Source organism: Streptomyces sp. NPDC002328 (assembly GCF_042890065.1).
GTDB lineage: Bacteria > Actinomycetota > Actinomycetes > Streptomycetales > Streptomycetaceae > Streptomyces.
In genome coordinates, this window is record NZ_JBIARQ010000005.1 from 304,670 (window position 1) to 325,677 (window position 21,008).

Annotated in this window: 26 protein-coding genes; 16 read left to right on the plus strand and 10 right to left on the minus strand. The window is 72.4% G+C overall.

The annotated features are described in order from the left end of the window. Positions 1-8: 8 nt before the first annotated feature. Positions 9-836, plus strand: a complete 828-nt coding sequence (locus ACFYX4_RS16315; protein ID WP_389332452.1) for a phytanoyl-CoA dioxygenase family protein — start codon at positions 9-11, stop codon at positions 834-836. 54 nt (positions 837-890) lie between these two features. On the opposite strand, the gene ACFYX4_RS16320 is transcribed toward ACFYX4_RS16315, so the two are convergent. Further along, positions 891-1,859 (minus strand): aldo/keto reductase, encoded by a 969-nt coding sequence (locus ACFYX4_RS16320; protein WP_389332455.1) that lies wholly within the window; start codon positions 1,857-1,859, stop codon positions 891-893. Between the two features lie 205 nt (positions 1,860-2,064). Here ACFYX4_RS16320 and ACFYX4_RS16325 point away from each other — a divergent pair, with 205 nt between their 5' ends. The 4 genes from ACFYX4_RS16325 (at position 2,065) to ACFYX4_RS16340 (ending at position 5,717) form a co-directional block, all read left to right on the plus strand. Next, a complete protein-coding gene (locus ACFYX4_RS16325; protein WP_389332458.1) occupies positions 2,065-2,889 on the plus strand; it encodes an alpha/beta fold hydrolase in 825 nt (274 codons plus the stop codon). A gap of 93 nt (positions 2,890-2,982) precedes the next feature. Then, a complete protein-coding gene (locus ACFYX4_RS16330; RefSeq protein WP_389332461.1) occupies positions 2,983-3,819 on the plus strand; it encodes an alpha/beta fold hydrolase in 837 nt (278 codons plus the stop codon). Positions 3,820-3,847: 28 nt separating this feature from the next. After that, positions 3,848-4,645, plus strand: a complete 798-nt coding sequence (locus ACFYX4_RS16335; RefSeq protein ID WP_389332464.1) for an alpha/beta hydrolase — start codon at positions 3,848-3,850, stop codon at positions 4,643-4,645. 277 nt (positions 4,646-4,922) lie between these two features. Beyond that, positions 4,923-5,717 carry an MBL fold metallo-hydrolase gene (locus tag ACFYX4_RS16340; RefSeq protein ID WP_389332467.1) on the plus strand — a complete coding sequence of 265 codons (795 nt, stop codon included), beginning with the start codon at positions 4,923-4,925 and terminating at the stop codon, positions 5,715-5,717. Between the two features lie 78 nt (positions 5,718-5,795). Here ACFYX4_RS16340 and ACFYX4_RS16345 read toward each other — a convergent pair whose 3' ends face one another. Continuing rightward, entirely contained in the window at positions 5,796-6,323 is a 528-nt protein-coding gene (locus ACFYX4_RS16345; RefSeq protein WP_389332470.1) for a flavoprotein, read from the minus strand. 179 nt (positions 6,324-6,502) lie between these two features. Between ACFYX4_RS16345 and ACFYX4_RS16350 the strand changes: the two genes are divergently transcribed. Both ACFYX4_RS16350 and ACFYX4_RS16355 read left to right on the plus strand, forming a co-directional pair. After that, positions 6,503-7,126 (plus strand): LysE family transporter, encoded by a 624-nt coding sequence (locus ACFYX4_RS16350; protein WP_389332473.1) that lies wholly within the window; start codon positions 6,503-6,505, stop codon positions 7,124-7,126. 93 nt (positions 7,127-7,219) lie between these two features. Beyond that, positions 7,220-7,669: a nitroreductase family deazaflavin-dependent oxidoreductase gene (locus ACFYX4_RS16355; RefSeq protein ID WP_389332476.1), complete on the plus strand. Its 450-nt coding sequence runs from the start codon at positions 7,220-7,222 to the stop codon at positions 7,667-7,669. 122 nt (positions 7,670-7,791) lie between these two features. Here ACFYX4_RS16355 and ACFYX4_RS16360 read toward each other — a convergent pair whose 3' ends face one another. Beyond that, on the minus strand, positions 7,792-8,913 hold the full coding sequence (locus tag ACFYX4_RS16360) for a cation diffusion facilitator family transporter (RefSeq protein WP_389332479.1): 1,122 nt from the start codon (positions 8,911-8,913) through the stop codon (positions 7,792-7,794). Between ACFYX4_RS16360 and ACFYX4_RS16365 the strand changes: the two genes are divergently transcribed. Further along, positions 8,912-9,931, plus strand: coding sequence for a glutathione S-transferase family protein (locus tag ACFYX4_RS16365; protein ID WP_389332482.1), 1,020 nt, complete (start codon positions 8,912-8,914; stop codon positions 9,929-9,931). The two genes, ACFYX4_RS16360 and ACFYX4_RS16365, sit on opposite strands and share 2 nt — an antisense overlap. A 76-nt stretch (positions 9,932-10,007) precedes the next feature. Beyond that, positions 10,008-10,304: a DUF4235 domain-containing protein gene (locus ACFYX4_RS16370; protein WP_389332485.1), complete on the plus strand. Its 297-nt coding sequence runs from the start codon at positions 10,008-10,010 to the stop codon at positions 10,302-10,304. 91 nt (positions 10,305-10,395) lie between these two features. On the opposite strand, the gene ACFYX4_RS16375 is transcribed toward ACFYX4_RS16370, so the two are convergent. Both ACFYX4_RS16375 and ACFYX4_RS16380 read right to left on the minus strand, forming a co-directional pair. Next, complete coding sequence (locus ACFYX4_RS16375; RefSeq protein ID WP_389332488.1) at positions 10,396-10,788, minus strand: VOC family protein; 393 nt, start codon at positions 10,786-10,788, stop codon at positions 10,396-10,398. A 67-nt stretch (positions 10,789-10,855) separates the two neighbouring features. Beyond that, a complete protein-coding gene (locus ACFYX4_RS16380; RefSeq protein WP_389332491.1) occupies positions 10,856-11,320 on the minus strand; it encodes a pyridoxamine 5'-phosphate oxidase family protein in 465 nt (154 codons plus the stop codon). A 123-nt stretch (positions 11,321-11,443) separates the two neighbouring features. Here ACFYX4_RS16380 and ACFYX4_RS16385 point away from each other — a divergent pair, with 123 nt between their 5' ends. Next, positions 11,444-11,806: a DUF1304 domain-containing protein gene (locus tag ACFYX4_RS16385; RefSeq protein WP_389332494.1), complete on the plus strand. Its 363-nt coding sequence runs from the start codon at positions 11,444-11,446 to the stop codon at positions 11,804-11,806. Beyond that, on the plus strand, positions 11,803-12,366 hold the full coding sequence (locus tag ACFYX4_RS16390) for a TetR/AcrR family transcriptional regulator (RefSeq protein WP_389332497.1): 564 nt from the start codon (positions 11,803-11,805) through the stop codon (positions 12,364-12,366). Before ACFYX4_RS16385 ends, ACFYX4_RS16390 begins: the two co-directional genes overlap by 4 nt. A gap of 23 nt (positions 12,367-12,389) precedes the next feature. Here ACFYX4_RS16390 and ACFYX4_RS16395 read toward each other — a convergent pair whose 3' ends face one another. Beyond that, complete coding sequence (locus ACFYX4_RS16395) at positions 12,390-13,340, minus strand: GlxA family transcriptional regulator (protein WP_389332500.1); 951 nt, start codon at positions 13,338-13,340, stop codon at positions 12,390-12,392. Positions 13,341-13,410: 70 nt separating this feature from the next. Here ACFYX4_RS16395 and ACFYX4_RS16400 point away from each other — a divergent pair, with 70 nt between their 5' ends. After that, positions 13,411-14,361: an NADP-dependent oxidoreductase gene (locus ACFYX4_RS16400; protein WP_389332503.1), complete on the plus strand. Its 951-nt coding sequence runs from the start codon at positions 13,411-13,413 to the stop codon at positions 14,359-14,361. 18 nt (positions 14,362-14,379) lie between these two features. On the opposite strand, the gene ACFYX4_RS16405 is transcribed toward ACFYX4_RS16400, so the two are convergent. Beyond that, complete coding sequence (locus tag ACFYX4_RS16405) at positions 14,380-15,486, minus strand: NAD(P)-dependent alcohol dehydrogenase (RefSeq protein WP_389332506.1); 1,107 nt, start codon at positions 15,484-15,486, stop codon at positions 14,380-14,382. Positions 15,487-15,530: 44 nt separating this feature from the next. Continuing rightward, positions 15,531-16,985, minus strand: a complete 1,455-nt coding sequence (locus ACFYX4_RS16410; RefSeq protein WP_389332509.1) for an aldehyde dehydrogenase family protein — start codon at positions 16,983-16,985, stop codon at positions 15,531-15,533. Between the two features lie 104 nt (positions 16,986-17,089). On the opposite strand from ACFYX4_RS16410, the gene ACFYX4_RS16415 reads away from it, so the two are divergent. Then, entirely contained in the window at positions 17,090-17,527 is a 438-nt protein-coding gene (locus ACFYX4_RS16415; RefSeq protein WP_389332511.1) for a MarR family winged helix-turn-helix transcriptional regulator, read from the plus strand. Positions 17,528-17,711: 184 nt separating this feature from the next. Then, a complete protein-coding gene (locus tag ACFYX4_RS16420) occupies positions 17,712-18,092 on the plus strand; it encodes an anti-sigma factor antagonist (protein ID WP_389332514.1) in 381 nt (126 codons plus the stop codon). A 29-nt stretch (positions 18,093-18,121) separates the two neighbouring features. On the opposite strand, the gene ACFYX4_RS16425 is transcribed toward ACFYX4_RS16420, so the two are convergent. Further along, the gene (locus ACFYX4_RS16425) at positions 18,122-19,072 is read right to left on the minus strand and encodes a ribose-phosphate diphosphokinase (protein WP_389332517.1); all 951 of its coding nucleotides are present in this window, start codon (positions 19,070-19,072) and stop codon (positions 18,122-18,124) included. 226 nt (positions 19,073-19,298) lie between these two features. On the opposite strand from ACFYX4_RS16425, the gene ACFYX4_RS16430 reads away from it, so the two are divergent. Beyond that, the gene (locus ACFYX4_RS16430) at positions 19,299-19,961 is read left to right on the plus strand and encodes a DUF4230 domain-containing protein (protein WP_389332520.1); all 663 of its coding nucleotides are present in this window, start codon (positions 19,299-19,301) and stop codon (positions 19,959-19,961) included. 153 nt (positions 19,962-20,114) lie between these two features. After that, on the plus strand, positions 20,115-20,741 hold the full coding sequence (locus tag ACFYX4_RS16435; RefSeq protein WP_389332523.1) for a VanZ family protein: 627 nt from the start codon (positions 20,115-20,117) through the stop codon (positions 20,739-20,741). Positions 20,742-20,747: 6 nt separating this feature from the next. Here ACFYX4_RS16435 and ACFYX4_RS16440 read toward each other — a convergent pair whose 3' ends face one another. Further along, the gene (locus tag ACFYX4_RS16440; protein WP_389332526.1) at positions 20,748-20,984 is read right to left on the minus strand and encodes a hypothetical protein; all 237 of its coding nucleotides are present in this window, start codon (positions 20,982-20,984) and stop codon (positions 20,748-20,750) included. Positions 20,985-21,008 lie beyond the last annotated feature (24 nt).

A 21,008-nucleotide genomic window follows, 5' to 3' on the forward strand; every position in this document is an offset into this window, starting at 1 on the left:
GGTCGCACATGACGGTCACGGACATCGGCGCCGCCGGCGCTTCGGCCCCCATCCTGACGGAGGAGGGGCTGCGGCAGTACCGGGAAGACGGTTTCACCGTCGTACGGGGGTTGTTCGGGCGCGACGAGGTGGACCGGCTGTGCGCGGAGTTCACCGCGCTGCACGCGGCGGGGCGGCCGGTGCCGGGGCACTTCGAGCCGCGGCCCGGCGACGATCCGCTGCACCGCCACCCGAGGGTGATGCAGCCGCACGAGTTCGTCCCGCTCGCCCGGCGGGCGCTGCTGGACGCGCGGCTGCGGGACGTGCTGGAGACGCTGTTCGGGGAGGAGGTGCTGGCCGCGCAGAGCATGTTCTACTTCAAGCCGCCCGGCGCCCGGGGGCAGGCGCTGCACCAGGACAACTTCTACCTGCGGGTGGAGCCGGGGACCTGTGTGGCGGCCTGGCTGGCCTGTGACGTCATCGACCGGGAGAACGGCGGCCTGGAGGTGGTCCCGGGCACGCACCGCATGGGGCTGTTCTGCCCGGAGGAGGCGGACGTGGAGCTGTCGTTCGCGCGGGAGTACGTGCCGCCGCCGGCGGGTCTCGCGGCGGTGCCCGTCGACATGGCGCCGGGGGACGTGCTGTTCTTCGCCGGCAGTCTGGTGCACGGTTCGCAGCCCAACCGGAGCGGGGACCGGTTCCGCCGGTCGTTCATCGCGCACTACGTCGGCCGCTCGGCCGAGCGCATCGGGCAGTACTACCGCACCCTGTCGATGGGCGGGGACCGGGTGACCCTGCCGGAGAGCGAGGGGGCGGGGCCCTGCGGCACCGAGTTCGCGCCGCAGGGGCCCCACTGACACGGCCCCCGGGGCGCATAAGTGGCCGGGGGCGCTTCAAGGGCCAGGGGCGCTTCAGTGGCCGGCGACGGGGTGCGGGCCGTAGGGCTGCTCCAGTTGCTCCGACTCCTCGTCGGTCAGGGCCAGTTCGACGGCCGCCACCGCGTCCTCCAGGTGCCGGGGCTTCGACGCTCCGACGATCGGGGCCGTCACCGTGGCCTGACGCAGGAGCCAGGCTAGGGCCACCTGGGCGCGGGGCACGTCCCGCGCTCCGGCGATGCGGGTGACGGCCTCGACGATCGCGCGGTCGCCGTCCGCGTAGAGGCGGCTGCCGAAGTCGTCGGTGGCGCTGCGGCCGGTGACGGCGCCCCAGTCGCGGGTGAGGCGGCCCCGTGCCAGCGGGCTCCACGGCAGCACGCCCACGCCCTGGTCGGCGCAGAGCGGCAGCATCTCGCGCTCCTCCTCGCGGTAGAGGAGGTTGTAGTGGTTCTGCATGGACGCGAACTTCGTCCAGCCGTGCCGTTCGGCGGTGTACTGCATCTTGGAGAATTGCCAGGCGTACATCGAACTCGCCCCGAGGTAACGCACCTTGCCCGCCTTCACCAGGTCGTGCAGCGCCTCCATCGTTTCCTCGACCGGGGTGTGCGCGTCGAAGCGGTGGATCTGGTAGAGGTCGACGTAGTCGGTGCCGAGGCGGGTCAGGCTGTGGTCGATCTCGGTCAGGATCGCCTTGCGGGAGAGGCCGCCGCCGTTGGGGCCGGGCCGCATCCGGCCGTGCACCTTCGTGGCGAGGACGATCTCGTCGCGGCGGGCGAAGTCGCGCAGCGCCCGGCCGACGATCTCCTCGCTGGTGCCGTCGGAGTACACGTTGGCGGTGTCGAAGAAGGTGATCCCGGCGTCCAGCGCCTGCCGGATCAGCGGGCGGGACGCCTCCTCGTCGAGGGTCCACTCGTGCGTGCCCCGGTCGGGGACCCCGTAGGTCATGCAGCCCAGACAGATCCGGGACACGTCCAGACCAGTCGTACCGAGCTTCACGTACTGCATCGTCGCCGCTCCTGACGTCGGTCCACAGCTGATCGTGAGCGTACTTCGCCGATCCCGAGCGTAGTGCGCGGGCGGCCGGCGTCCGCCCCGCGCACGGCGGGACCACGGTCCGCGCGGTCATGACTACGCGCTTCACGGGGTACGGGGGCCGCCCTTCCCGGACGAGGATCGACCTGTCGGACACGTCCAGCAGACAGGAGCACCCATGCCCCACGTCACCACGCCCGACGGCGCCGAGATCTTCTACAAGGACTGGGGCGTCGGCCGGCCCGTCGTCCTCAGTCACGGCTGGCCGCTGAACTCCGACAGTTGGGAGGCGCAGCAGCTGTTCCTCGCCTCCCACGGCTTCCGTGCGATCGCGCACGACCGGCGCGGGCACGGCCGTTCCAGCCAGACCTGGCACGGCAACGAGATGAACACCTACGCCGACGACCTGGCCGCGCTCATCGACGGCCTCGACCTGCGCGACGTCACGCTCGTCGGGTTCTCGACGGGTGGCGGCGAGGTGGCCCGCTACGTGGGCCGGCACGGCACCGCCCGGATCGCGCAGGTCGTACTCGTCTCGGCCGTGCCGCCGTTCATGCTGCGCACCGACGACAACCCGGACGGCGTCCCGGCCGAGGTGTTCGACGCGATCCGGGCCGGTTCGCTCGCCGACCGCTCGCAGCTGTACCGGGACCTGGCGGACGGCCCGTTCTTCGGGCACAACCGGCCCGGGGCGAACGTCTCGCAGGGTGTGCGGGACGCGTTCTGGCGGCAGGGGTTGCAGTCCGGGCACCGCGGGGCCTACGAGTGCGTCGCGGCGTTCTCCGCGACCGACTTCCGCGCCGACCTGGACGCGATCGACGTGCCGACGCTGGTGGTGCACGGGGACGACGACCAGGTCGTGCCCTTCGAGGTGGGCGGCAAGGCGTCGGCCGCCCGCATCAAGAACGCGACGCTCAAGGTCTATCCGGGCGCCCCGCACGGCATCACGGACACCCACAAGGACCAACTCGGCGCGGATCTACTGGAGTTCCTCAACTCCTGAACTCCTTTGCTCCTTAACTCCTTAACTCCTGTTCCACGAACGGTCATTGACTGCTCGTTCTGACTTCTTCTGACTTCTTCTGAAGGGGGAACGATGGAAGACACCTCCCGTCGCCGTGTCCTGGGCGGCATGCTCGCGGCCGGCGCCGTCACACTGGGCGCGGCCGGCCAGGCGTCCGCCGCCACCGGCGGCAGCGGCGGTGGCGGCACCGTGAGACCCACCGTCGTGCTCGTGCACGGCGTGTTCGCCGACGCGTCGGGCTGGGGCGCCGTCACCGCCTCCCTGCTGGACGCCGGCTACCAGGTGATCGCCCCGGCCAACCCCCTGCGCGACCTCGCGGGCGACTCGGCGTACGTCTCCAGCGTCGTCGCCTCGCTCACCGGCCCGGTGATCCTCGTCGGGCACTCCTACGGCGGCGAGGTCATCACCAACGCCGGGCGCGGGCACGCGCACGTCAAGGCGCTGGTGTACGTGGCCGCGTTCGCGCCGGACGAGGGCGAGACGGCGCTCGAACTGGCCGACAAGTACCCCGGCAGCCGGCTGAAGCCCGCGCTCGTCGCCCGCCCCTACCCGGTGCCCGCGGGCAGCCCGGACCCCGGCCTGGACGGTTACATCGACCCGGCGAAGTTCCACGACGTGTTCGCGCAGGACCTGCCGCGGTCCCGGACGAGGATCATGGCGACCGCCCAACGGCCGGGCAGCCTGGGCGGGTTGGGGAGCCCGAGCGGGGTCCCGGCGTGGAAGAGCCTGCCGTCCTGGTACGTCGTCGCCGGCGCCGACCGGGTCATCCCGCCCGCCGTGCAGCGCTTCATGGCGGGGCGCGCCGGCAGCCGCACGGTCGAGGTCCGGGGCGCCTCGCACGTCGTGATGATGTCGCGCCCGGACGCCGTGGTCCGGCAGATACGCGCCGCCGACCGCGCGACCCGCTGACCCTACGACGCTCCTGGAAGGGGCAGTCATGAGCACTCCGGACACCATCGTCCTCATTCACGGCTTCTGGGTGACGCCCCGGAGCTGGGAGCACTGGATCGCCCACTACGAGAAGCGCGGCTTCCGCGTCCTGGCGCCCGCCTATCCCGGGTTCGAGGCGGAGGTCGAGTCCCTCAACGCCGATCCCACACCGGTCGAACAGGTCACCGTCCCGCAGATCCTGGAGAGCCTGGAGACCCTGGTCCGGGGCCTGGACAAGCCCCCGGTGCTCATCGGCCACTCGGCCGGCGGCGTCTTCGTGCAGCTGCTGCTGGACCGGGGCCACGGCGCGGCGGGCGTGGCGATCAACTCCGCGCCGACCGAAGGGGTGGCGGTGGTGCCGCTGACCCAGGTCAAGGCGGCGTTCCCGGTGCTGAAGAACCCGGCCAACCGGCACCGGGCGGTCGGTCTGACCGCCGAGCAGTGGCACTACGCCTTCACCAACACGTTCTCCGAGGAGGAGTCGCTGGCGCTGTACGAGCGCTACGCGGTCCCCGCCTCGGGCGCCATCTTCTGGGACAGCGCCCTGGCCACCCTGCGCCCCGGCCACCAGAGCACGTACGTCGACTACCACAACGACGGCCGCGCGCCGCTGCTGTTCATCGCGGGCGAGAAGGACCATCTGATGCCGCCCAAGGTGCAGCAGTCCAACGCGAGGCACTACAAGTCGAACACGGTCACCGAGGTGAAGGAGTTCGCGGGCCGGCCCCACCTGCTGCCGGCCGCACCCGGCTGGGAGGAGGTCGCCGACCACGCCCTGGAGTGGGCACTGGCACACGCGAAATAGGCTCACGCGTCCGGCGGTGCCCGTCCAGGGCGGGGGTGCCCGTCCAAGGCGGGGGTGCCCGTCCAGCTCCTTGCCGGGTGCCGTTTAAGGCGGGGTGCCGTCCAGGACGGGGTGCCGACCGGGGCGGGCACGCCGTCCACCCCGGGACCTCACCGCGGCCGTCCACCACAGGGCCTCACCGTGGCCGTCCGCCCCGGGCCTGCCGACGGTCGTCCGCCCCGGGCCCGCCCCAGGGCCCGGGTCCTCGCACCGTGTCCGACCATGAAGGGACCACCGCATGACCGGGATTCGCGTCACCCACATCGGGGGTCCGACCGTGCTGATCGAGGCGGCCGGGCTGCGGCTGCTGACCGATCCGACGTTCGACCCGCCCGGACGGCGCTACTCCTTCGGCGTGGGAACCTCCTCCCGCAAGACGGCCGGGCCCGCCCTCGGCCCGGAGGAACTCCCGCCGATCGACGCCGTGTTGCTCACCCACGACCACCACGCCGACAACCTCGACACGGCAGGGCGCGCCCTGCTGCCCGAAGCCGGCGTCGTCCTCACCACGCCGTCCGGGGCGAGACGCCTCGGCGGTACGGCGCGGGGGCTCGCCCCGTGGACGTCCCTGCGGCTGGAGCCGGCCCCGGGCCGGCCGGCGATCGAGGTCACGGCCACCCCGGCCCGGCACGGGCCGCCGCTGTCAGGGCCGTTGGTGGGCGAGGTCACCGGGTTCGCGCTGCGCTGGGAGGGCCAGCGGCACGGGGTGCTGTGGATCTCCGGGGACACCGTGCTGTACGGCGGGGTGCGCGAGGTGGCCCGCCGGCTCACCGTCGGCACGGCCCTGCTGCACCTGGGCGGGGTGGGCTTCCCGCTCACCGGGCCCGTCCGGTACACGCTGACGGCGAAGCGGGCGGTGCGGCTGTGCCGGGCGCTGCGCCCGCACACCGTGCTGCCGGTGCACTACGAGGGCTGGTCGCACTTCCAGGAGGGCCGCGACACGGTCGAGGCCCGGCTCACGAGGGAGCCCGCGGACCTGCGCGAACGGTTCCGCTGGCTGTCACCGGGAACGGCCGCGGAGGTCACCGTCTGACGTGCTCGGAGTCGCCTCGGAGTCGCCTCGGGGTCGTGCTCGGGCTCGGGGTGCTCCTGCGGCGGGCTCACCGCGGCGTCAGCCCAGCAGGTCGAGGCCCTCTTCCCACCCGAACTCCTCCCCCGCCCCTTCCTCTCCTTCCGCGCCCGAGTACGGGTACCCGAACCGCACGCCCATCCCGCGCAGCCGTATCAGACTGTCCTGGTAGGCGGAGTGGGCGGCCAGCGCGTCCGACACACAGGGCAGCGCGGCAACGGGCACGCCGAGGCCGGCCGCCTCGCACAGGGTGCCGAGGGCGAGGGTGTCGGCGATCCCGGCCGCCCACTTGTTGACCGTGTTGAAGGTGGCCGGGGCCACGACGACCGCGTCGGGCGCGGGGAAGGGCCTCGGATCACCGGGACGCCGCCACGCGGAGCGGATCGGGCGGCCGGTCTGCGCCTCGACGGCGGCCGTGTCGAAGAACCCGTCGGCGGCGAGGGGCGTGGCGATGACGCCGACCTCCCACTCCCGCTCCTGCGCGGCGGTGATCAGTTTGCCGACGTCGACGGCGATCCCGGCGGCGCAGACGACGACGTAGAGGAACGGCTTCCCACCATGTTCGGTCACGCGGGAACGATAACGGGCCCGCCGCCGTCGGAAAACGGCTTGCCGACGGTCCGCGTCCGACTTCATGATCTGGCCATGTTCTCGCACGTAGCCCTCACGCCGCTGTCGTCCGTCGCCGCTCTTCCGGCGCGGTCCCAGCAGCAGCCCGGGCGTCACCGGAGGCCCGATCCCGCGCGCCCGTGACGGCCGCGCTCGTCGCCGGCCTGATCGCCGGGTACGGCATCGCCGTTCCCGTCGGCGCGGTCGGGACGTACCTCGTCTCCCTCACCGCACGCACCTCCCTGCGCACCGGCGTGTGCGCCGCGCTGGGCGTGGCCGCCGCCGACGGGCTCTACGCCCTGCTGGCGACGGTCGGCGGTTCCGCCGTCGCCGTGGCGCTGCGGCCGGTGCTGACGCCGCTGCGCTGGGCCTCGGCCGTCGTGCTGCTGGCGCTGGCGGCCTGGAGCGCGGTGAGCGCACTGCGCCGGTACCGGGCGCACCGCCTCGCCACCCGGTCCGACCCGCCGCCACCGAGCCCGGCCCGCGCCTTCGCGAGCCTGCTCGGCATCACCCTCCTCAATCCGACCACCGTGGTCTACTTCGCCGCGCTCGTCCTCGGCACCGGCACCGCCGACGCCGTACGCCCCCTGGAACAGGCCGTGTTCGTCCTGGCGGCGTTCGCCGCGTCGGCGAGCTGGCAGCTGCTGCTCGCCGGCGGCGGCGCACTCCTGGGCCGAGCCCTGACCGGCCACCGCGGGCGGTTGGCGACGGCCCTGGCGTCGAGCGGGGTGATGACGGTGCTGGCGATGCGGATGCTGTGGTGACACGGGGCGCCACCTAAGGCGCGGATGAAAGGCGGGCGTACCGGTGTTGTGGTTCGGTGGGGGACGAGTACGCGAGCGAAGGGGAAGGATGCCATGCCTCTCGAAGGCGAGTACGAGCCCAGCCCGACGAAGTGGGTGCGCGACCAGGTGGAGCTGTACGAACGCTCAGGCGGTACTGAGGGAACGACGCTTCAGAACACCAAGCGGCCCGTGATCGTGCTGACCACCCTGGGCGCGAAGAGCGGGAAGATCCGCAAGACGCCGGTGATGCGGGTCGAGCACGAAGGGCGGTACGCCGCCGTCGCCTCCCTCGGCGGCGCGCCCAAGCATCCGGTCTGGTACCACAACATCAAGGCCGATCCCAGGGTGGAGCTCCAGGACGGCCCTGTGAAGCAGGACATGACGGCCCGTGAGGTGACCGGGGTGGAGAAGGCCGAGTGGTGGGAGCGCGCGGTGGCCGCGTATCCGCCGTACGCCGACTACCAGGAGAAGACGGATCGGGAGATCCCCGTCTTCGTCCTGGAGCCGGCCGACAGCCACTGACCTGCGGAAACTGCCGGTGAGGTGCCGGTGAGCTCTCAAGGCGAAGGGGGCCGCGGGAAAAAGTCGTAGAAAAATCTGTTCCGCCGGGCGCATGGACGCGTCCCGGGCGGGGCACCCGAAGTTCAGGCCCCGCCGCGTTCCCCCGTCGCGGCGGGGCTTTCCGCTGCCTCGCCGGCGGGCCGGTCGGTCACATCGAGGAAGACCTGGTCCGCCTCGGGAACCGTCCAGGCGATCGAGCGCTTGATGCGCACGGCGACCTCCTCCACCCGCTCGCTGTCCAGCCCCGGAACCAGGTCGACGCGGGCCGCCACCAACGCCGAGTCGAGGCCCGTCTTCATGGTGAACAGCGCCTCCACGCTGTCGATCTCCGGCTGCGCCTCCAGCAGCGCGCGGATCCGGGCGGCGGTCTCCGGGTCGGCGGCCTCGCCGATGAGCTGGTCGCGGGCCTCCCGGCCGAGACCGTAGGCGACGTACACGAGCAGCGCGCCGATCGCGAGCGAGGCGCAGGCCTCCCACACGACCTGGCCGGTGACCATGTGCAGGACCATGCCGATCGCGGCCAGGGTGACGCCGAGCACCGCGGTGCCGTCCTCGGCGACGACCGTGCGCAGCGCGGGGTCGCGCAGTCCGGCGGCGCCGCCCTGCCGGCGCACCTGGTACAGGGCCCGCAGCAGCGAGCCGCCCTCGGCGAGCAGGGCGAGGCCGAGCACGACGAGGCCCGCCACATAGCCGCTGAACTCCTCCTCCGCGCCGTTTCTGAGTGCCTCGACGCCCTGGAAGAAGGAGAAGCAGCCGCCCATGACGAAGATGCCGACGGCCGCGAGGAGCGACCAGAAGAAGCGTTCCTTGCCGTAGCCGAAGGGGTGGCGGCGGTCCGGGGGGCGGCGGCTGCGGCGCAGGGCGGCGAGGAGGAAGACCTCGTTGAGGCTGTCGGCGACGGAGTGCGCCGCCTCCGACAGCAGCGCCGGTGAGCCCGCTAGCAGCCCGCCGACGGCCTTGGCGACGGCGATGACCAGGTTGGCCCCGAGCGCCACCAGCACGGTGACGCGGGTTCTGCGGTCCGCCGCGCCGTTCTCGGCGCGGCGGACCGCGCCGTTCTCGGCGAGCTGTCGTGTGTCGTGTTCGGAGGGTGTCCCAGTCACCCCCGGCGGATGCCCCGGCCGATCGGGCTCACACCGTGCCGTCGGCGGAAAACGGGGAACGCGTTGAGGGGGCACGCACGCACCACGAGCAGGAGGAACCATGAGCGACGGGGGCGACGGGAACCGCGCCTTGGGGCACAAGGCGTTCAAGCGGTCCGCGAGCCACTTCGCGGACCGGATCACCGCGGACGGCCGGGACGGCTGGCCGGTGGAGGCCGGCCGGTACCGTCTGGTGGCCAGCCGCGCCTGCCCGTGGGCGAGCCGCGCGGTGATCTCGCGGCGGCTGCTCGGGCTGGAGGACGCGCTGTCCCTGGCGATCACCGACCCGATCCAGGACGACCGCAGCTGGCGGTTCACCCTGGACCCCGACGGCCGCGACCCGGTCCTCGGCATCCGCTACCTCGCCGAGGCCTACGAGAAGCGGGAGCCCGGCGCGCCCGGCGGGGTGAGCGTGCCGGCGATCGTGGACGTGCCCAGCGGGCAGCTGGTCACCAACGACTACCAGCGCCTCACCCTGGACCTCGCCACCGAGTGGTCCGCGCTGCACCGGCCCGGCGCGCCGGATCTCTACCCGCAGGGGCGGCGCGACGAGATCGACGCGGTCATGGCCGAGGTGTACGAGGACGTCAACAACGGTGTGTACCGGGCGGGTTTCGCGAGCGGGCAGGCCGAGTACGAGGAGGCATGCGCCGGTGTGTTCCGGCGGCTGGAGCTGATTGCGTCGCGGCTGGCCGGGCAGCGGTATCTGGTCGGCGACACGATCACGGAGGCGGACATCCGGCTGTTCACCACACTGGTGCGGTTCGACGCGGTGTATCACGGCCACTTCAAGTGCAACCGCTGGAAGTTGACGGAGGATCAGGTGCTGTGGGCGTACGTCCGGGACCTCTTCCAGACGCCCGGGTTCGGTGACACCGTCGACTTCGACCACATCAAGCGGCACTACTACGGGGTGCACACCGGCATCAACCCGACCCGGATCGTGCCGCTCGGCCCCGACGGCTCCGGCTGGCTGACCCCGCACGGCCGGCAGGAGCTGGGCGGGCGTCCGTTCGGGGACGGGACGCCGCCCGGTCCGGTGCGGGCGGGCGAGGAGGTCCCGGCGTCCGGCCGGCCCTGACGCTCCCGCCCCGACCACGCTCTCATCCCTACGCACTCATCCCCACGCACTCATCCCTACGCACAAGGAGGCACACGTGAGCAAGAAACAGAAACTCCCCCTCGTCTACCAGCCCGTCGGTTTCGTGGTGGGCTGGGCGAGCGGTGCGCTGGCGGGGCTGGCCTTCCGCAAGGCCTGGAAGGCGATCCGGCACGAGGACGACGCACCCGACGCCCTGGACCGGGACCGCGGCTGGGGGGAGGTCCTGCTCGCCGCGGCGATCCAGGGCGCGATCTTCGCCGCGGTACGCAGTGCCGCGGACCGCACCGGCGCGAAGGCCATCGAACGCTCCACTGGCGTGTGGCCGTCGAAGGAGAAGGGCGGCCGGGACTGACCCAGGTGCGGGCACGCTCCCGTACCCCGCGCTGAGTCCGACGCGGGCCCTCTCCCTCGCGGCGAGGGCCCGCCCGCTTCCTCGCGCCGTCTCACCCCTGTTTGGGGGCCGTCGACGCCACTCGGCGCAGGGTGAAGGAGTGGCCGGCCGGGTCGGCGTAGCCTCGCTCCTCGTAGGGGCCGGGGGCCCCCTTGGTCTCCAGGGGCCGGCCGCCCAGGCCGATGACCGCGCGCTCCGCCTCGTCGAGGTCGTCGACCAGGAAGTCCAGGTGCGCCTGGAGGGAGTTCTCGGGGCGGGGCCAGCTCGGCGGGGTCGCGTTGACGTCGCGGCGGAAGGCGAGCCGTGTGCCGCCCGCACCCAGGATCTCCACGCGGTTGGCGGTGACGTCGGTCTCCTCCGCGTCGAGCAACTCCTTGTAGAACTCGGCGAGTTTCTCGGGTTCGGCGCAGTCGAGCACCACGACCCCCGCGTTCACCAGTGCCATGTCTCCTCCGCAGGTCTTGGACCGGGGACGGTCGAGTCCCGCCCCCACCCTTGCGGATACCCCGGTTTCAGTCGCCCACCAGCCACTCCCCGTCGCGCATCAGTTCCTGCCCCTCCAGCTCGTCGACTTCGCGCCAGGCCCGGATCCGGCGCGGCAGGACGTGGAAGTACAGGTAGGCGGTGGTGAGTTCGCGCGGATCGAAGCCGGTCTTGGCGGCGAAGATCTCGGCGTCCTCCTCCGGCAGATCCGCGGGTTCCACGGCGGTGACGGTGCCGTCGACGAGGACGACGTCCCGGGTGGCGCCGATGCCGAGGTGTGCGACGCCGGTGGTCCGCAGGTTGCGGCCGGTGCGGCTGGCGGCCGGGGTGGCGACGAGGAGGGTCGCGCCGTCCCAGACGAAGGAGAGCGGGACCAGGTAGGGAGCCCCGCCGTCCCCGGCGGCGGTGGCGACCCAGGCGTCGACGTCGTGTTCCAGCCGGTGCAAGGTGTCGATCCTGCGCTGTCGAAGCGATCGTGCGGCTGTTGTGGTCATGTCTTCAGTCTCCGCCAGACCCCCGGCAAGATCGCGCTGGACTTCCTGGACAGTTGTCCAGCTATAGTGGACACCTGTCCAGGAGTGGACGTCCGTCCACGAGGGCGAAAGATGAGGGAGACGATGGAAGCCGTTGCGAACGTGCTGGTCGGGCTGGTCGCCGCGCTGCACTTCTACATCCTGGTGATGGAGATGTTCCTGTGGCAGAAGAAGCCGGGCCGGGCCCTGCACGGCTTCGACGCGGAGATGGCGCGGGCCACCGCCCCGATGGCCGCCAACCAGGGGCTCTACAACGGGTTCCTCGCGGCGGGGCTGGTCTGGGGGCTGATCGCCGGCGATCCCACCGGCTTCCGGGTACAGGTGTTCTTCCTGTCCTGCGTGATCGTCGCGGGCGTCTACGGCGCGGCCACGGCCAACCGCCGCATCCTGGTCGCGCAGGCGCTGCCCGGCGCCCTCGCCCTGACCGCCGTCCTGATCGCGGGATGACCCGCGCCGAGCCCGAGGACCCGCGGGCGGCCCGTACCCGGGCCCGGCTGCGGGCCGCGCTGCTGGCGGAGTGCGCGCAGCGACCGCTGGCGGAGGTGGGCGTGGCCGCGCTGGTGCGGCGGGCGGAGGTCGGCCGGGCCACCTTCTACGTGCACTACCCCGACCTGGAGGCCCTCGCGGTCGACGCCTGCGCCGACGTCGTCCGCGAGGCCGTGGAGGCGCTGCACTCCTGGCAGGGACGGCCCGACCCGGTGCGCGCCCCGGCGGCGCTCGCGGAGTTCTTCGCCTCGCTGACCCCGCACGCGGCGCTGTACCGCGCCCTGTTGACCCCGGGCGGCGGCGGGCCGCTCGGCCGGGTCCTGCACCGGGACCTGCGGGCGTACAGCCTGCGGGAGCGGCAGCGGGCGGGCGCGGCGGACGCGCCGCTGGTCGCCTCGGCCGTCGCCGCGACCTTCGCCGGAGTGCTGGCGGACTGGCTGCACGGACTGCTCGACGCCGGCCCCGCCGAAATCGCCGACCAGGTATGGCAGTTGCTGGTCGCGCTCCACGCGAGCCGCTGACCCCACCGACCCGCTGGAGGTGTTCAGCGGGATGCCGCCTGGAAGGTCCTGCGGTAGGCCTGCGGGGAGACGCCGATCGCCGCGTGGAGGTGCTGGCGCAGTGAGGCGCCCGTGGCGAAGCCGATGCGGGAGGCGATCTGGTCCACCGTCAGGTCGCTGGACTCCAGCAGGTGCCGGGCGCGGGCCACGCGCTGCTGGATCAGCCAGCGGCCGGGGCTGAGGCCCACCTCGTCGTGGAAGCGGCGGGCGAAGGTGCGCAGGCTCATCCGTGCGTGGGCGGCGAGGTCGGTCAGGGTGAGCGGCTCGTCCAGGCGTTCCAGCGCCCACGCGCGGGTGGCCGCCGTGCTCGCCGCCCCGGCCTCGGGCACCGGCTGCTCGATGTACTGGGCCTGGCCGCCGTCGCGGAAGGGCGGCACCACGCAGCGGCGGGCCACCTTGTTGGCGAGGTCGCTGCCGTGGTCCTCGCGGACGATGTGGAGGCACACGTCCACCCCGGAGGCCGCGCCGGCCGACGTCAGCACCCGGCCGTCGTCGACGAAGAGGACGTCCGGGTCGAGCAGGACCCGCGGATACAGCCGACGGAACTTCTCCGCGACGCACCAGTGGGTGGTCGCCCGGCGTCCGTCGAGGAGTCCGGCGGCGGCGAGGACGAAGGCGGCCGTGCAGATGGAGACGATGCGCGCGTGGGGCCGGATCCGGGCGAGCGCGGCGGCGACCCCGTCCGGCAGCTCGTCGGTGAGCCGCTCGGGCGAGACGGGCGCGATCACCACCGTGTCCGCCGTCTCCAGCGCCTCCGGCCCGCGCTCCACGCCGATCGTGAAGTCGGCGTTGGTGTCCACGGGCCCGCCGTCGACGCTGCACGTCAGCACCTCGTAACGGCCGTCGGCGGCGCCGAGGATGCGGCTCGGGATGCCGAGTTCGAACGGGTAGACGCCGTCGAGGGCGAGGACGACGACACGGTGCGGGAAGCGCATGGCACGATCGTAACGGAAGTTGGCAATCGTGCCATTTTCCGGGACGGCGGTCCCGGGCAGGCTGGGGGCTATGACCACTGCGAACACCATGCGCGCCGTCGGCCAGGACGTCCTCGGCGGCCCCGAGGTCCTCCAGGAGATCCAGCTCGAGCGTCCGGCGCCCGGCCCCAATCAAGTGCTGGTGCGCGTCCGCGCCGCCGGCGTCAACCCCACCGACTGGAAGCACCGCGCCACCGGCGGCTTCCTCGGCGCACCGCCCTTCGTCCTGGGCTGGGACGTCTCCGGCGTCGTCGAGGCGGTCGGCATCGGCGTGGCCGCCTTCCGGCCCGGCGACGAGGTCTTCGGCATGCTGCCGTACCCGTACGGGCACGGCGCGCACGCCGAGTACGTCGTCGCCCCGGTGCGCGCCCTGTGGCACAAGCCGGCCGGGATCGACCATGTGCAGGCGGCGGCGCTGCCGCTGGTCTCGCTGACCGCCTGGCAGGCCCTGGTGGAGCACGCGGAGCTGCGGGCGGGTCAGCGGGTGCTGATCCACGCGGCGGCCGGGGGCGTCGGCCATGTGGCCGTGCAGATCGCCAAGGAGCGCGGCGCGTACGTGATCGGCACGGCGAGCGCGGGCAAGCACGACTTCCTGCGGGAGCTGGGCGCCGACGAGGTGATCGACTACCGGGAGACGGACTTCGCCGACGCCGTGAAGGACGTCGACGTCGTCCTGGACACGCTCGGCGGACAGACCTCGGTGACGTCCCTGCGGGTGCTGCGCCCGGGCGGGGTCGTCGTTTCCATCCTGCCGGTGGGCTCGGACGACTTCCCCGCCGAGGCCGAGCGGCTCGGCGTCCGTGCGGTACGGATGCTGGTGGACGCCGACCGGGCCGGGATGCGGACGATCGCGGAACTCGTCGAGGCGGGCCGGCTCCGGGCGACGATCGCCGGGACGTTCCCGCTGGCCGACGCCGCCGAGGCACACCGGCTCGGCGACACCGGCCGGACCACCGGGAAGCTGGTCCTCACGGTCGACTGACGGCCTCCGCAGGGCGGTTCAGAAGGTCAGGACCGGCTTGACGGTCTTGCCCTCGGTCATGTCCCGCACCGCCTGGTCGATGTCCTCGAACGCGTAGGTGCCGATCAGGCGGTGCAGCGGGAACCGTCCCGCCTTGACCAGCTCGACGAGGGCCGGGATGAACGTCTGGGTCTCGCTGTCGCCGAGGGTGAGGCCGACGACCTGCTTGCCGCCGAGCAACCCGTTGACGTCCAGGGCGACTTCGGTGCCGAACGGCGGGGCGCCGACGACGACCAGGGTGCCGCGCGCGGCGAGCGCGTCCACGCCCTGGCGGAGCACGCCGACGTTGCCGGTCGTCTCGACGATGCCGTCCGCGCCCTGGCCGCCGGTGATCTCGGCGATCGCCTCCCCGAGGACGGCGGACCCGGCGTCCACGGTGTGGGTGGCACCCAACTCCTTGGCCAGTTCCAGGCGTTCGGCGACCCGGTCGACGGCGATGATGGTGGTGGCCGGGGAGAGCGCCGCCGCCATGACCGCCGACAGACCGACCGCGCCGGCGCCGAGGACGACGACCGTGCCGCCGGCGGTCGGCTTCAGCACGTTCCAGACCGCGCCGACGCCGGTCTGCACACCGCAGCCGAGCGGGGCGATCGACGCCAGCGGCACGTCCGGGTCGACCTTGACGAGGCTGCGCTCGTCGACCAACGCCCGTTCGGCGAAGGAGGACTGGCCGAAGAAGTGACCGCCGAGCGGCTCGCCGTCGCGGCTGAGGGTGCTGGTGCCGTCCGCGCGACGGCCGCCGAGGAGGTTCAGCGGCAGCCAGGCGGAGCAGTAAGCCGGGTGCCCGCCATGGCAGTTGCGGCAGTCGCCGCAGGAGGTGAAGGACAGCACGACGTGGTCGCCGGGGGCCACCCCGGTGACGGCCGAACCGACCGCCTCCACCACGCCGGCGCCCTCGTGGCCGAGGACTCCGGGCAGTGGGAAGGGCAGTCCGCCGCTCGCCACGCCGAGGTCGGTGTGGCACAGGCCGGCCGCCACCAGACGGACGACCGCCTCGTGCGGCGCGGGGTCGTCCAGGACGACGTCGGAGAGGGTGAAGGGGGCGCCGCCGGACTCGACGACGGCGGCACGGGTGGTGAGGGGCATCCTGCGAACTCCCTTGAGTATCGGTCGCGTTCAGTCGAGCGCGTTCAGTCGAGCGAGACGACGACGGACTTGACCTTGGTGTAGGAGGCGAGCGCCTCGGGGCCGTACTCGCGCCCGAAGCCCGAGTCCTTGACGCCGCCGAAGGGGACGGCCGGGTCGAGCATCGCCCAGTCGTTGACCCAGACGATGCCGGCCTGGAGCCGGTCGGCGATCCGGTGGGCGCGCGCCAGGTTGCCGGTCTGCACACCCGAAGCCAGGCCGTACGGCGTCGAGTTGGCGAGAGCGACGGCCTCGTCCTCGGTGTCGAAGGGCTGGACGGTGAGGACCGGGCCGAAGATCTCCTCCTGGACGACCCGGGAGTCGTTGGGGAGGTCGGCGATCACGGTCGGCTTGTAGTAGTAGCCGCCGTCGAGGTCGAGCCGTTCACCGCCGCAGACGATACGGCCGCCCTCCTTGCGGGCGATGGCGACGTACTCCTCGACCTTGCGCAGGTGCCTCTCCCCCGCCATCGGGCCGACGACGGTCTCGGGCTGCCGCGGGTCGCCGACCGGGACGCCGGGGACGGCTGCGGCGAGGATGTTCAGCAGGGTGGCGTAGACCGGGCGGGAGACGAGCAGACGCGGGCCGCCCATGCAGAACTGGCCGGTGTTGAAGACGAAGCCCTTGATGACCGCGCCGACCGCCTTCTCCAGGTCGGCGTCCTCGAACACGATGTGCGCGGCGTTGCCGCCGAGCTCCATGGTGACGGGCTTGAGGGACTCGCCGGCGACGCTCGCGGCGTGCCGGCCGACCGCCGTGGAGCCGGTGAAGGCGATCTTGTCGACGCCGGGGTGGCGCAGCAGGGCCTCGCCGGCGACCGGTCCCGTGCCGGTGACCACGTTGACGACGCCGTCGGGGACGCCGGCGCGCTGGAGCAGCCCCGCCATGTACAGGGCGCTGAGCGGGGTCTCGTCGGCGGGCTTGTGGACGACCGTGTTGCCGGCGGCGAGGGCCGGGGCGAGCTTGGAGCCGGACAGGATCAGCGGGAAGTTGAACGGGGTGATCGCGGCGACCACGCCGAGGGGGCCGCGCTTGGTGTAGGCGTGCGCGTTGATCGGGACGTCCCGGGTGGCCCCGTCCAGCGTGAAGGCGAGGGAGGCGTAGTACTCGTAGTCGTTCGCCGCGTTGGTCACGTCGACCGCGTGGGCCAGGGTGATCGGCTTGCCGACGTCGAGGCTCTCCAGCCGGGCGATCTCGTCGGCCTCCGCGCGGATCAGTTCCGCCACCTTGTGCAGCACGCGTCCGCGCTCGCGTCCGCTGAGCCCGGACCAGTGCCCGGCGTCGAAGGCCTCGCGGGCCGCGCGGACGGCGGCGTCCACGTCGGCGGCGCCCGCCTCCGCCACGGTGGTCACGACCGCGCCGCGGGACGGGTCGACCACCTCGGTGCGCGCTCCGTCGGCGGCCTCGCGCCACTGTCCCCCGACGAAGAGCCGGCCGGGGTCGATCTCGAAGGTGGTCATCGCCACTCCTCCGCATCGTCGCCAAGATTTCAACCAACAGGATTCCTGTTGGTCCGCAGTCTCATTACAGACAGGTTTCCTGTCAATGCTCTACGCTCGTTCTCATGGCCGGCACCCAGACAACCAAGGCACCCCCGTCCCTCCTCTACATGGTGAAGCAGGTGGAGCTCGTCGTGCGATCCCATCTGGACGAGCTGGTCAAGCCGTCCGGGATCACGGCGCTCCAGTACACGGCGCTCACCGTGCTGGAGCGGCACGACGGGCTGTCGGCCGCGCAGCTGGCCCGGGACTCCTTCGTGACCGCCCAGTCCATCGCCGATCTCGTGCGCTCCCTGGAGAACCGGGGCCTGGTGCGGCGCGAGCGCAATCCGCGCAACCGCCGGGAGCTGCTGATCCTGCTCACCGACGAGGGCCGCGAGCTGCTCGCGCGGCACGAGGGGCCGGTGCGGGAGCTGGAGGAGCGGATGGTCCGGGATCTCACGGCGCACCAGAGCGAGCAGTTCCGGCTGGCGCTGTCCAAGGCGTGGCACGCGCTGTCGTAGACCCCCTTCGCTCACGATGCGAAAAAACTCGTGCAGAGTCGGTTGCATTTCGAAGACATATGTCAATCGAACATGCTGGAATTCACTCCATCGGGGGTAACTTGCTGGGCGGGGAACTGCTGTGCGCTTCCCCGCCGTTGGAGGCTCCCGACCGGTGGAGCGCGGTGTTGGAGGCGATGTCGTCGTGCAGCAGGAACCCACCGCGGACACCCCGCATCTGCGCGTCCGCAAGGACCGGGGGTACACGGTGCTGGAGTTCCGGGGCGAGATCGACCTCCTCGCAGCGAACGAGATCGCCCCGCACCTCGACGCGGCCACGGCGGCGCCCGCGCCCCGGGTCGTGATCGACCTGAGCGGGATCGAGTTCTTCGACTGCTCCGGACTGCGCCTCCTCTACCGGGCCCGCGGGCGCGTCGTCGACCACGGCGGTCATCTGCACCTCGTCTGCGCCCACCCGCTGACCCTGCGCGTCCTGCGCGCCACCGGCCTGTCCCGGCTGCTGCCGCCCGCGCCGACGCTGGACGCGGCCCTGGAACGGCCGGGGGCCGCGTCGGGGTCGTTATGACCGCGCTCGGCGCACACTCTCCCCGCCCCTCAGCCCCGGGGCGCCTCGAACAGCGCGCTGACCGACTCCCCGTTGTGGATGCGCCGCACGGCCTCCGCGAGGGCCGGCGCGATGGACAGGATCCGCAGCTTGTCGGTGTGCTCCTCGGCCGGCACCGGCACGGTGTTCGTGCACACGATCTCCAGCACGTCGGGCTGCTCGCTGAGCCGCTTGAGCGCGCCCGCCGCGAACAGGCCGTGGGTGCACGCCACGCGGACCGACCGCGGACCCTGCTCCCTCAGCCGGTCGAGCAGTTCCAGCATGGTGCTGCCCTTGGCGATCTCGTCGTCCAGGACGATCACGTCCCGCCCCGCGACCTCCCCGATCACGGAACTGATGGTGACCCGGTCGTCGGCGAACCGCTGCTTGGCCCCGGCCGCCACCTGGGCGCCGATCATCCGGGCGAAGGCGGCGGCCTCCTTGGCGTTGCCCAGGTCGGGTGAGACGACGGTGGTGCGGGTGAGGTCGTAGCGGCGGAAGTGGGCGGCCAGCTCACGGCGGGCGTGCAGATGGTCGACGGGCATCGAGAAGAAGCCGTGCACCTGCGGGGCGTGCAGCGTCATGGCGAGGACGCGGTGCACGCCGGCGGCCGCCATCAGGTCGGCGACCAGCCGCCCGCCCAGGGAGATACGGGGCGCGTCCTTCTTGTCGGAGCGGGCGTAGGAGTAGTGGGGCATCACCACGGTGATCCGCCCGGCGGACGCGCCCCGGGCCGCGTCGCACATCAGCAGCAGCTCGACCAGATGCTCCTGGACGGGCCTGACCAGGGGCTGCACCAGGAAGACGTCCCGTTCCCGGCAGTTGGCCTGGAGCTGGACCTCCAGACAGTCGTTGGCGAACCTGCTCACCCGGGTGGGGCTCAGCGGGACGCCGAGGTGGGCGCAGACCTCGGCGGCCAGCTCGGGATGGGCGCTGCCGCTGAACACGGAGATGTCTCGCACGATCGGCTCCTCGCATGACCTCGGTCCGGCGGGCTCTCCTGCTCCGATCTCACATGCTGACGGATCTTCCCGGCCCCGTCATCCTCACCGTTCCGTGAGGCGGGACACCCCCCGCCGGACGCGGCTCGGCCGGCCGGACGTCCCGCTCTTCGTCACAGCTCTTCAACAACCCGGTCTGTCGCGGGATTTGGCGGGAATGCGGTCAGCAGGAAGGAGGAGCGTCGACATGACGACTTCCATCAAACGCCTGCCCAGGCGCATGCCCGGCTGGGCCAAGGTGCTCACGGCCGTCGTGGTCGTGCTCGCCGTGATGTTCGCCGGGATACGGCTGAGCCTGCTGCCGGGACTGCGTGACTTCTTCGGCACCGAGACCCGGGACCGCACGGGCCCCACCCTGCTCCAGTCCATCCAGGACATGAGCCGCTACGAGGCGGCCTCGGGCAACTTCCAGGTGGTCGTGGACCTGGAGAAGGACGCCAGGTTCCTGCCCGACGCGGTCCGCGGCACCCGCACCCTGTACGTCGGGGCGGGCACCGTGGACGCCTACGTCGACCTCGGCCAGGTCGGCGAGAAGGACGTGACGGTCAACGAGGACCGCACGTCGGCCACGCTCCGGCTGCCGCACGCGCGGCTGGGCACGCCGGCCCTCGACCCCGAGCGCTCCTACGCCGTCTCCAAGCAGCGCGGTCTCCTCGACCGGCTGGGCGACCTGTTCTCGGACAACCCCAACGGCGAGCAGGCCGTGCAGAAGCTGGCCGTCAAGCACATCGGCGACGCGGCGAAGGACAGCGAGCTGACCGCGCGCGCCGAGTCCAACACCACGGACATGCTCCAGGGCCTGCTGCGCTCCCTCGGCTTCAAGGAGGTGCGCGTGTCCTACGGCGCCTGACCGCACGAACCCACGGCGCCCGACCGTGAGAACTGCGCTTCACCCGGTCCCGTTCACCGCCCTTCCGGCGCGGTGAACGGGACCGGCCGCATCCTCCGATCGTTCGCGGGTAACCGCGTTACTACTCAACGAGGTTGAAGACTGGAGGACCGCATGGCCCGGGCAGCAGCACATCCGCGGACCGCCGCACAGCGCGCGCGGGGCGTGTTCCGTCTGCGCACCGCCAAGACCGGGAAACCGGCGTCCGCAGCACCCCCGGCGTCCGCCGCGCCGCCCGCCCCGCCGGAGAAGAAGAACGGGCGGCGGACCCGGTCCGAGCGCAGGCCGCTGCCGTTCCCCCTGCGGCTCCTGGCCGTACTGGCCGCCTTCGCGTTCATGGTGGCCTTCGCCGTCGTGCTCGCCCGTCTCACCCTGGAGCCCTCCCCGGCCTCCGAGGCGCTCGTGCACTCCAACCTGAAGCCGGGCCGCTCCCTGCGGGCCTACCTGGACCAGCCGGAGCTGCGCGACGCGGTGAAGCAGATCGGCGGGAACGTGCTGCTGGGCGTGCCGTTCGGCGTCCTGGTGCCGGTGGTCGCGCCGCAGGCGCGCGGGCTGCTGCGGGTCCTGCTGCTGACGGCGTCGGTGATGCTGCTCGTCGAGTTCGCGCAGGGCGCGCTGGTGACCGGACGCGCCTTCGACATCGACGACGTCATCCTCAACACGTCGGGCGCGCTGATCGGCTACCTGCTCATCGGCCGGCGGATGAGCCGGGCCGTGCACGCGCGGGAGCGGCGCGCCTGACACCCGTCAGCGCGGCGTCCAGGTGTAACGGTCACCGCCCACCCAGCGCACCACGTCCGGGTCGTCGAGGTCGTGGACCGTGACGCCGAACGCGGCGGCGGTCTGGAGAACGTCGGTGACGGTCCTCGCCTCGCCGACCACCTCGCCGTCGATTTCCACGATGCGGAACGGCGACCTGCCCGGCTGCACTCCGAGCACCGTCACCCGCGGGTGGGAGATGTAAGGGCTCGCACTTTCGGTCATGACATAGAGGGTAAAGCGCAACCG

Coding starts and splice junctions, on each gene's coding strand:
- ACFYX4_RS16315 (WP_389332452.1), top strand. CDS start 9: ATGACGGTCACGGACATCGGCGCCGCCGGCGCTTCGGCCCCCATCCTG.
- ACFYX4_RS16320 (WP_389332455.1), bottom strand. CDS start 1,859: ATGCAGTACGTGAAGCTCGGTACGACTGGTCTGGACGTGTCCCGGATC.
- ACFYX4_RS16325 (WP_389332458.1), top strand. CDS start 2,065: ATGCCCCACGTCACCACGCCCGACGGCGCCGAGATCTTCTACAAGGAC.
- ACFYX4_RS16330 (WP_389332461.1), top strand. CDS start 2,983: ATGGAAGACACCTCCCGTCGCCGTGTCCTGGGCGGCATGCTCGCGGCC.
- ACFYX4_RS16335 (WP_389332464.1), top strand. CDS start 3,848: ATGAGCACTCCGGACACCATCGTCCTCATTCACGGCTTCTGGGTGACG.
- ACFYX4_RS16340 (WP_389332467.1), top strand. CDS start 4,923: ATGACCGGGATTCGCGTCACCCACATCGGGGGTCCGACCGTGCTGATC.
- ACFYX4_RS16355 (WP_389332476.1), top strand. CDS start 7,220: ATGCCTCTCGAAGGCGAGTACGAGCCCAGCCCGACGAAGTGGGTGCGC.
- ACFYX4_RS16365 (WP_389332482.1), top strand. CDS start 8,912: ATGAGCGACGGGGGCGACGGGAACCGCGCCTTGGGGCACAAGGCGTTC.
- ACFYX4_RS16360 (WP_389332479.1), bottom strand. CDS start 8,913: ATGGTTCCTCCTGCTCGTGGTGCGTGCGTGCCCCCTCAACGCGTTCCC.
- ACFYX4_RS16375 (WP_389332488.1), bottom strand. CDS start 10,788: ATGGCACTGGTGAACGCGGGGGTCGTGGTGCTCGACTGCGCCGAACCC.
- ACFYX4_RS16380 (WP_389332491.1), bottom strand. CDS start 11,320: ATGACCACAACAGCCGCACGATCGCTTCGACAGCGCAGGATCGACACC.
- ACFYX4_RS16385 (WP_389332494.1), top strand. CDS start 11,444: ATGGAAGCCGTTGCGAACGTGCTGGTCGGGCTGGTCGCCGCGCTGCAC.
- ACFYX4_RS16390 (WP_389332497.1), top strand. CDS start 11,803: ATGACCCGCGCCGAGCCCGAGGACCCGCGGGCGGCCCGTACCCGGGCC.
- ACFYX4_RS16395 (WP_389332500.1), bottom strand. CDS start 13,340: ATGCGCTTCCCGCACCGTGTCGTCGTCCTCGCCCTCGACGGCGTCTAC.
- ACFYX4_RS16400 (WP_389332503.1), top strand. CDS start 13,411: ATGACCACTGCGAACACCATGCGCGCCGTCGGCCAGGACGTCCTCGGC.
- ACFYX4_RS16405 (WP_389332506.1), bottom strand. CDS start 15,486: ATGCCCCTCACCACCCGTGCCGCCGTCGTCGAGTCCGGCGGCGCCCCC.
- ACFYX4_RS16410 (WP_389332509.1), bottom strand. CDS start 16,985: ATGACCACCTTCGAGATCGACCCCGGCCGGCTCTTCGTCGGGGGACAG.
- ACFYX4_RS16415 (WP_389332511.1), top strand. CDS start 17,090: ATGGCCGGCACCCAGACAACCAAGGCACCCCCGTCCCTCCTCTACATG.
- ACFYX4_RS16430 (WP_389332520.1), top strand. CDS start 19,299: ATGACGACTTCCATCAAACGCCTGCCCAGGCGCATGCCCGGCTGGGCC.
- ACFYX4_RS16435 (WP_389332523.1), top strand. CDS start 20,115: ATGGCCCGGGCAGCAGCACATCCGCGGACCGCCGCACAGCGCGCGCGG.
- ACFYX4_RS16440 (WP_389332526.1), bottom strand. CDS start 20,984: ATGACCGAAAGTGCGAGCCCTTACATCTCCCACCCGCGGGTGACGGTG.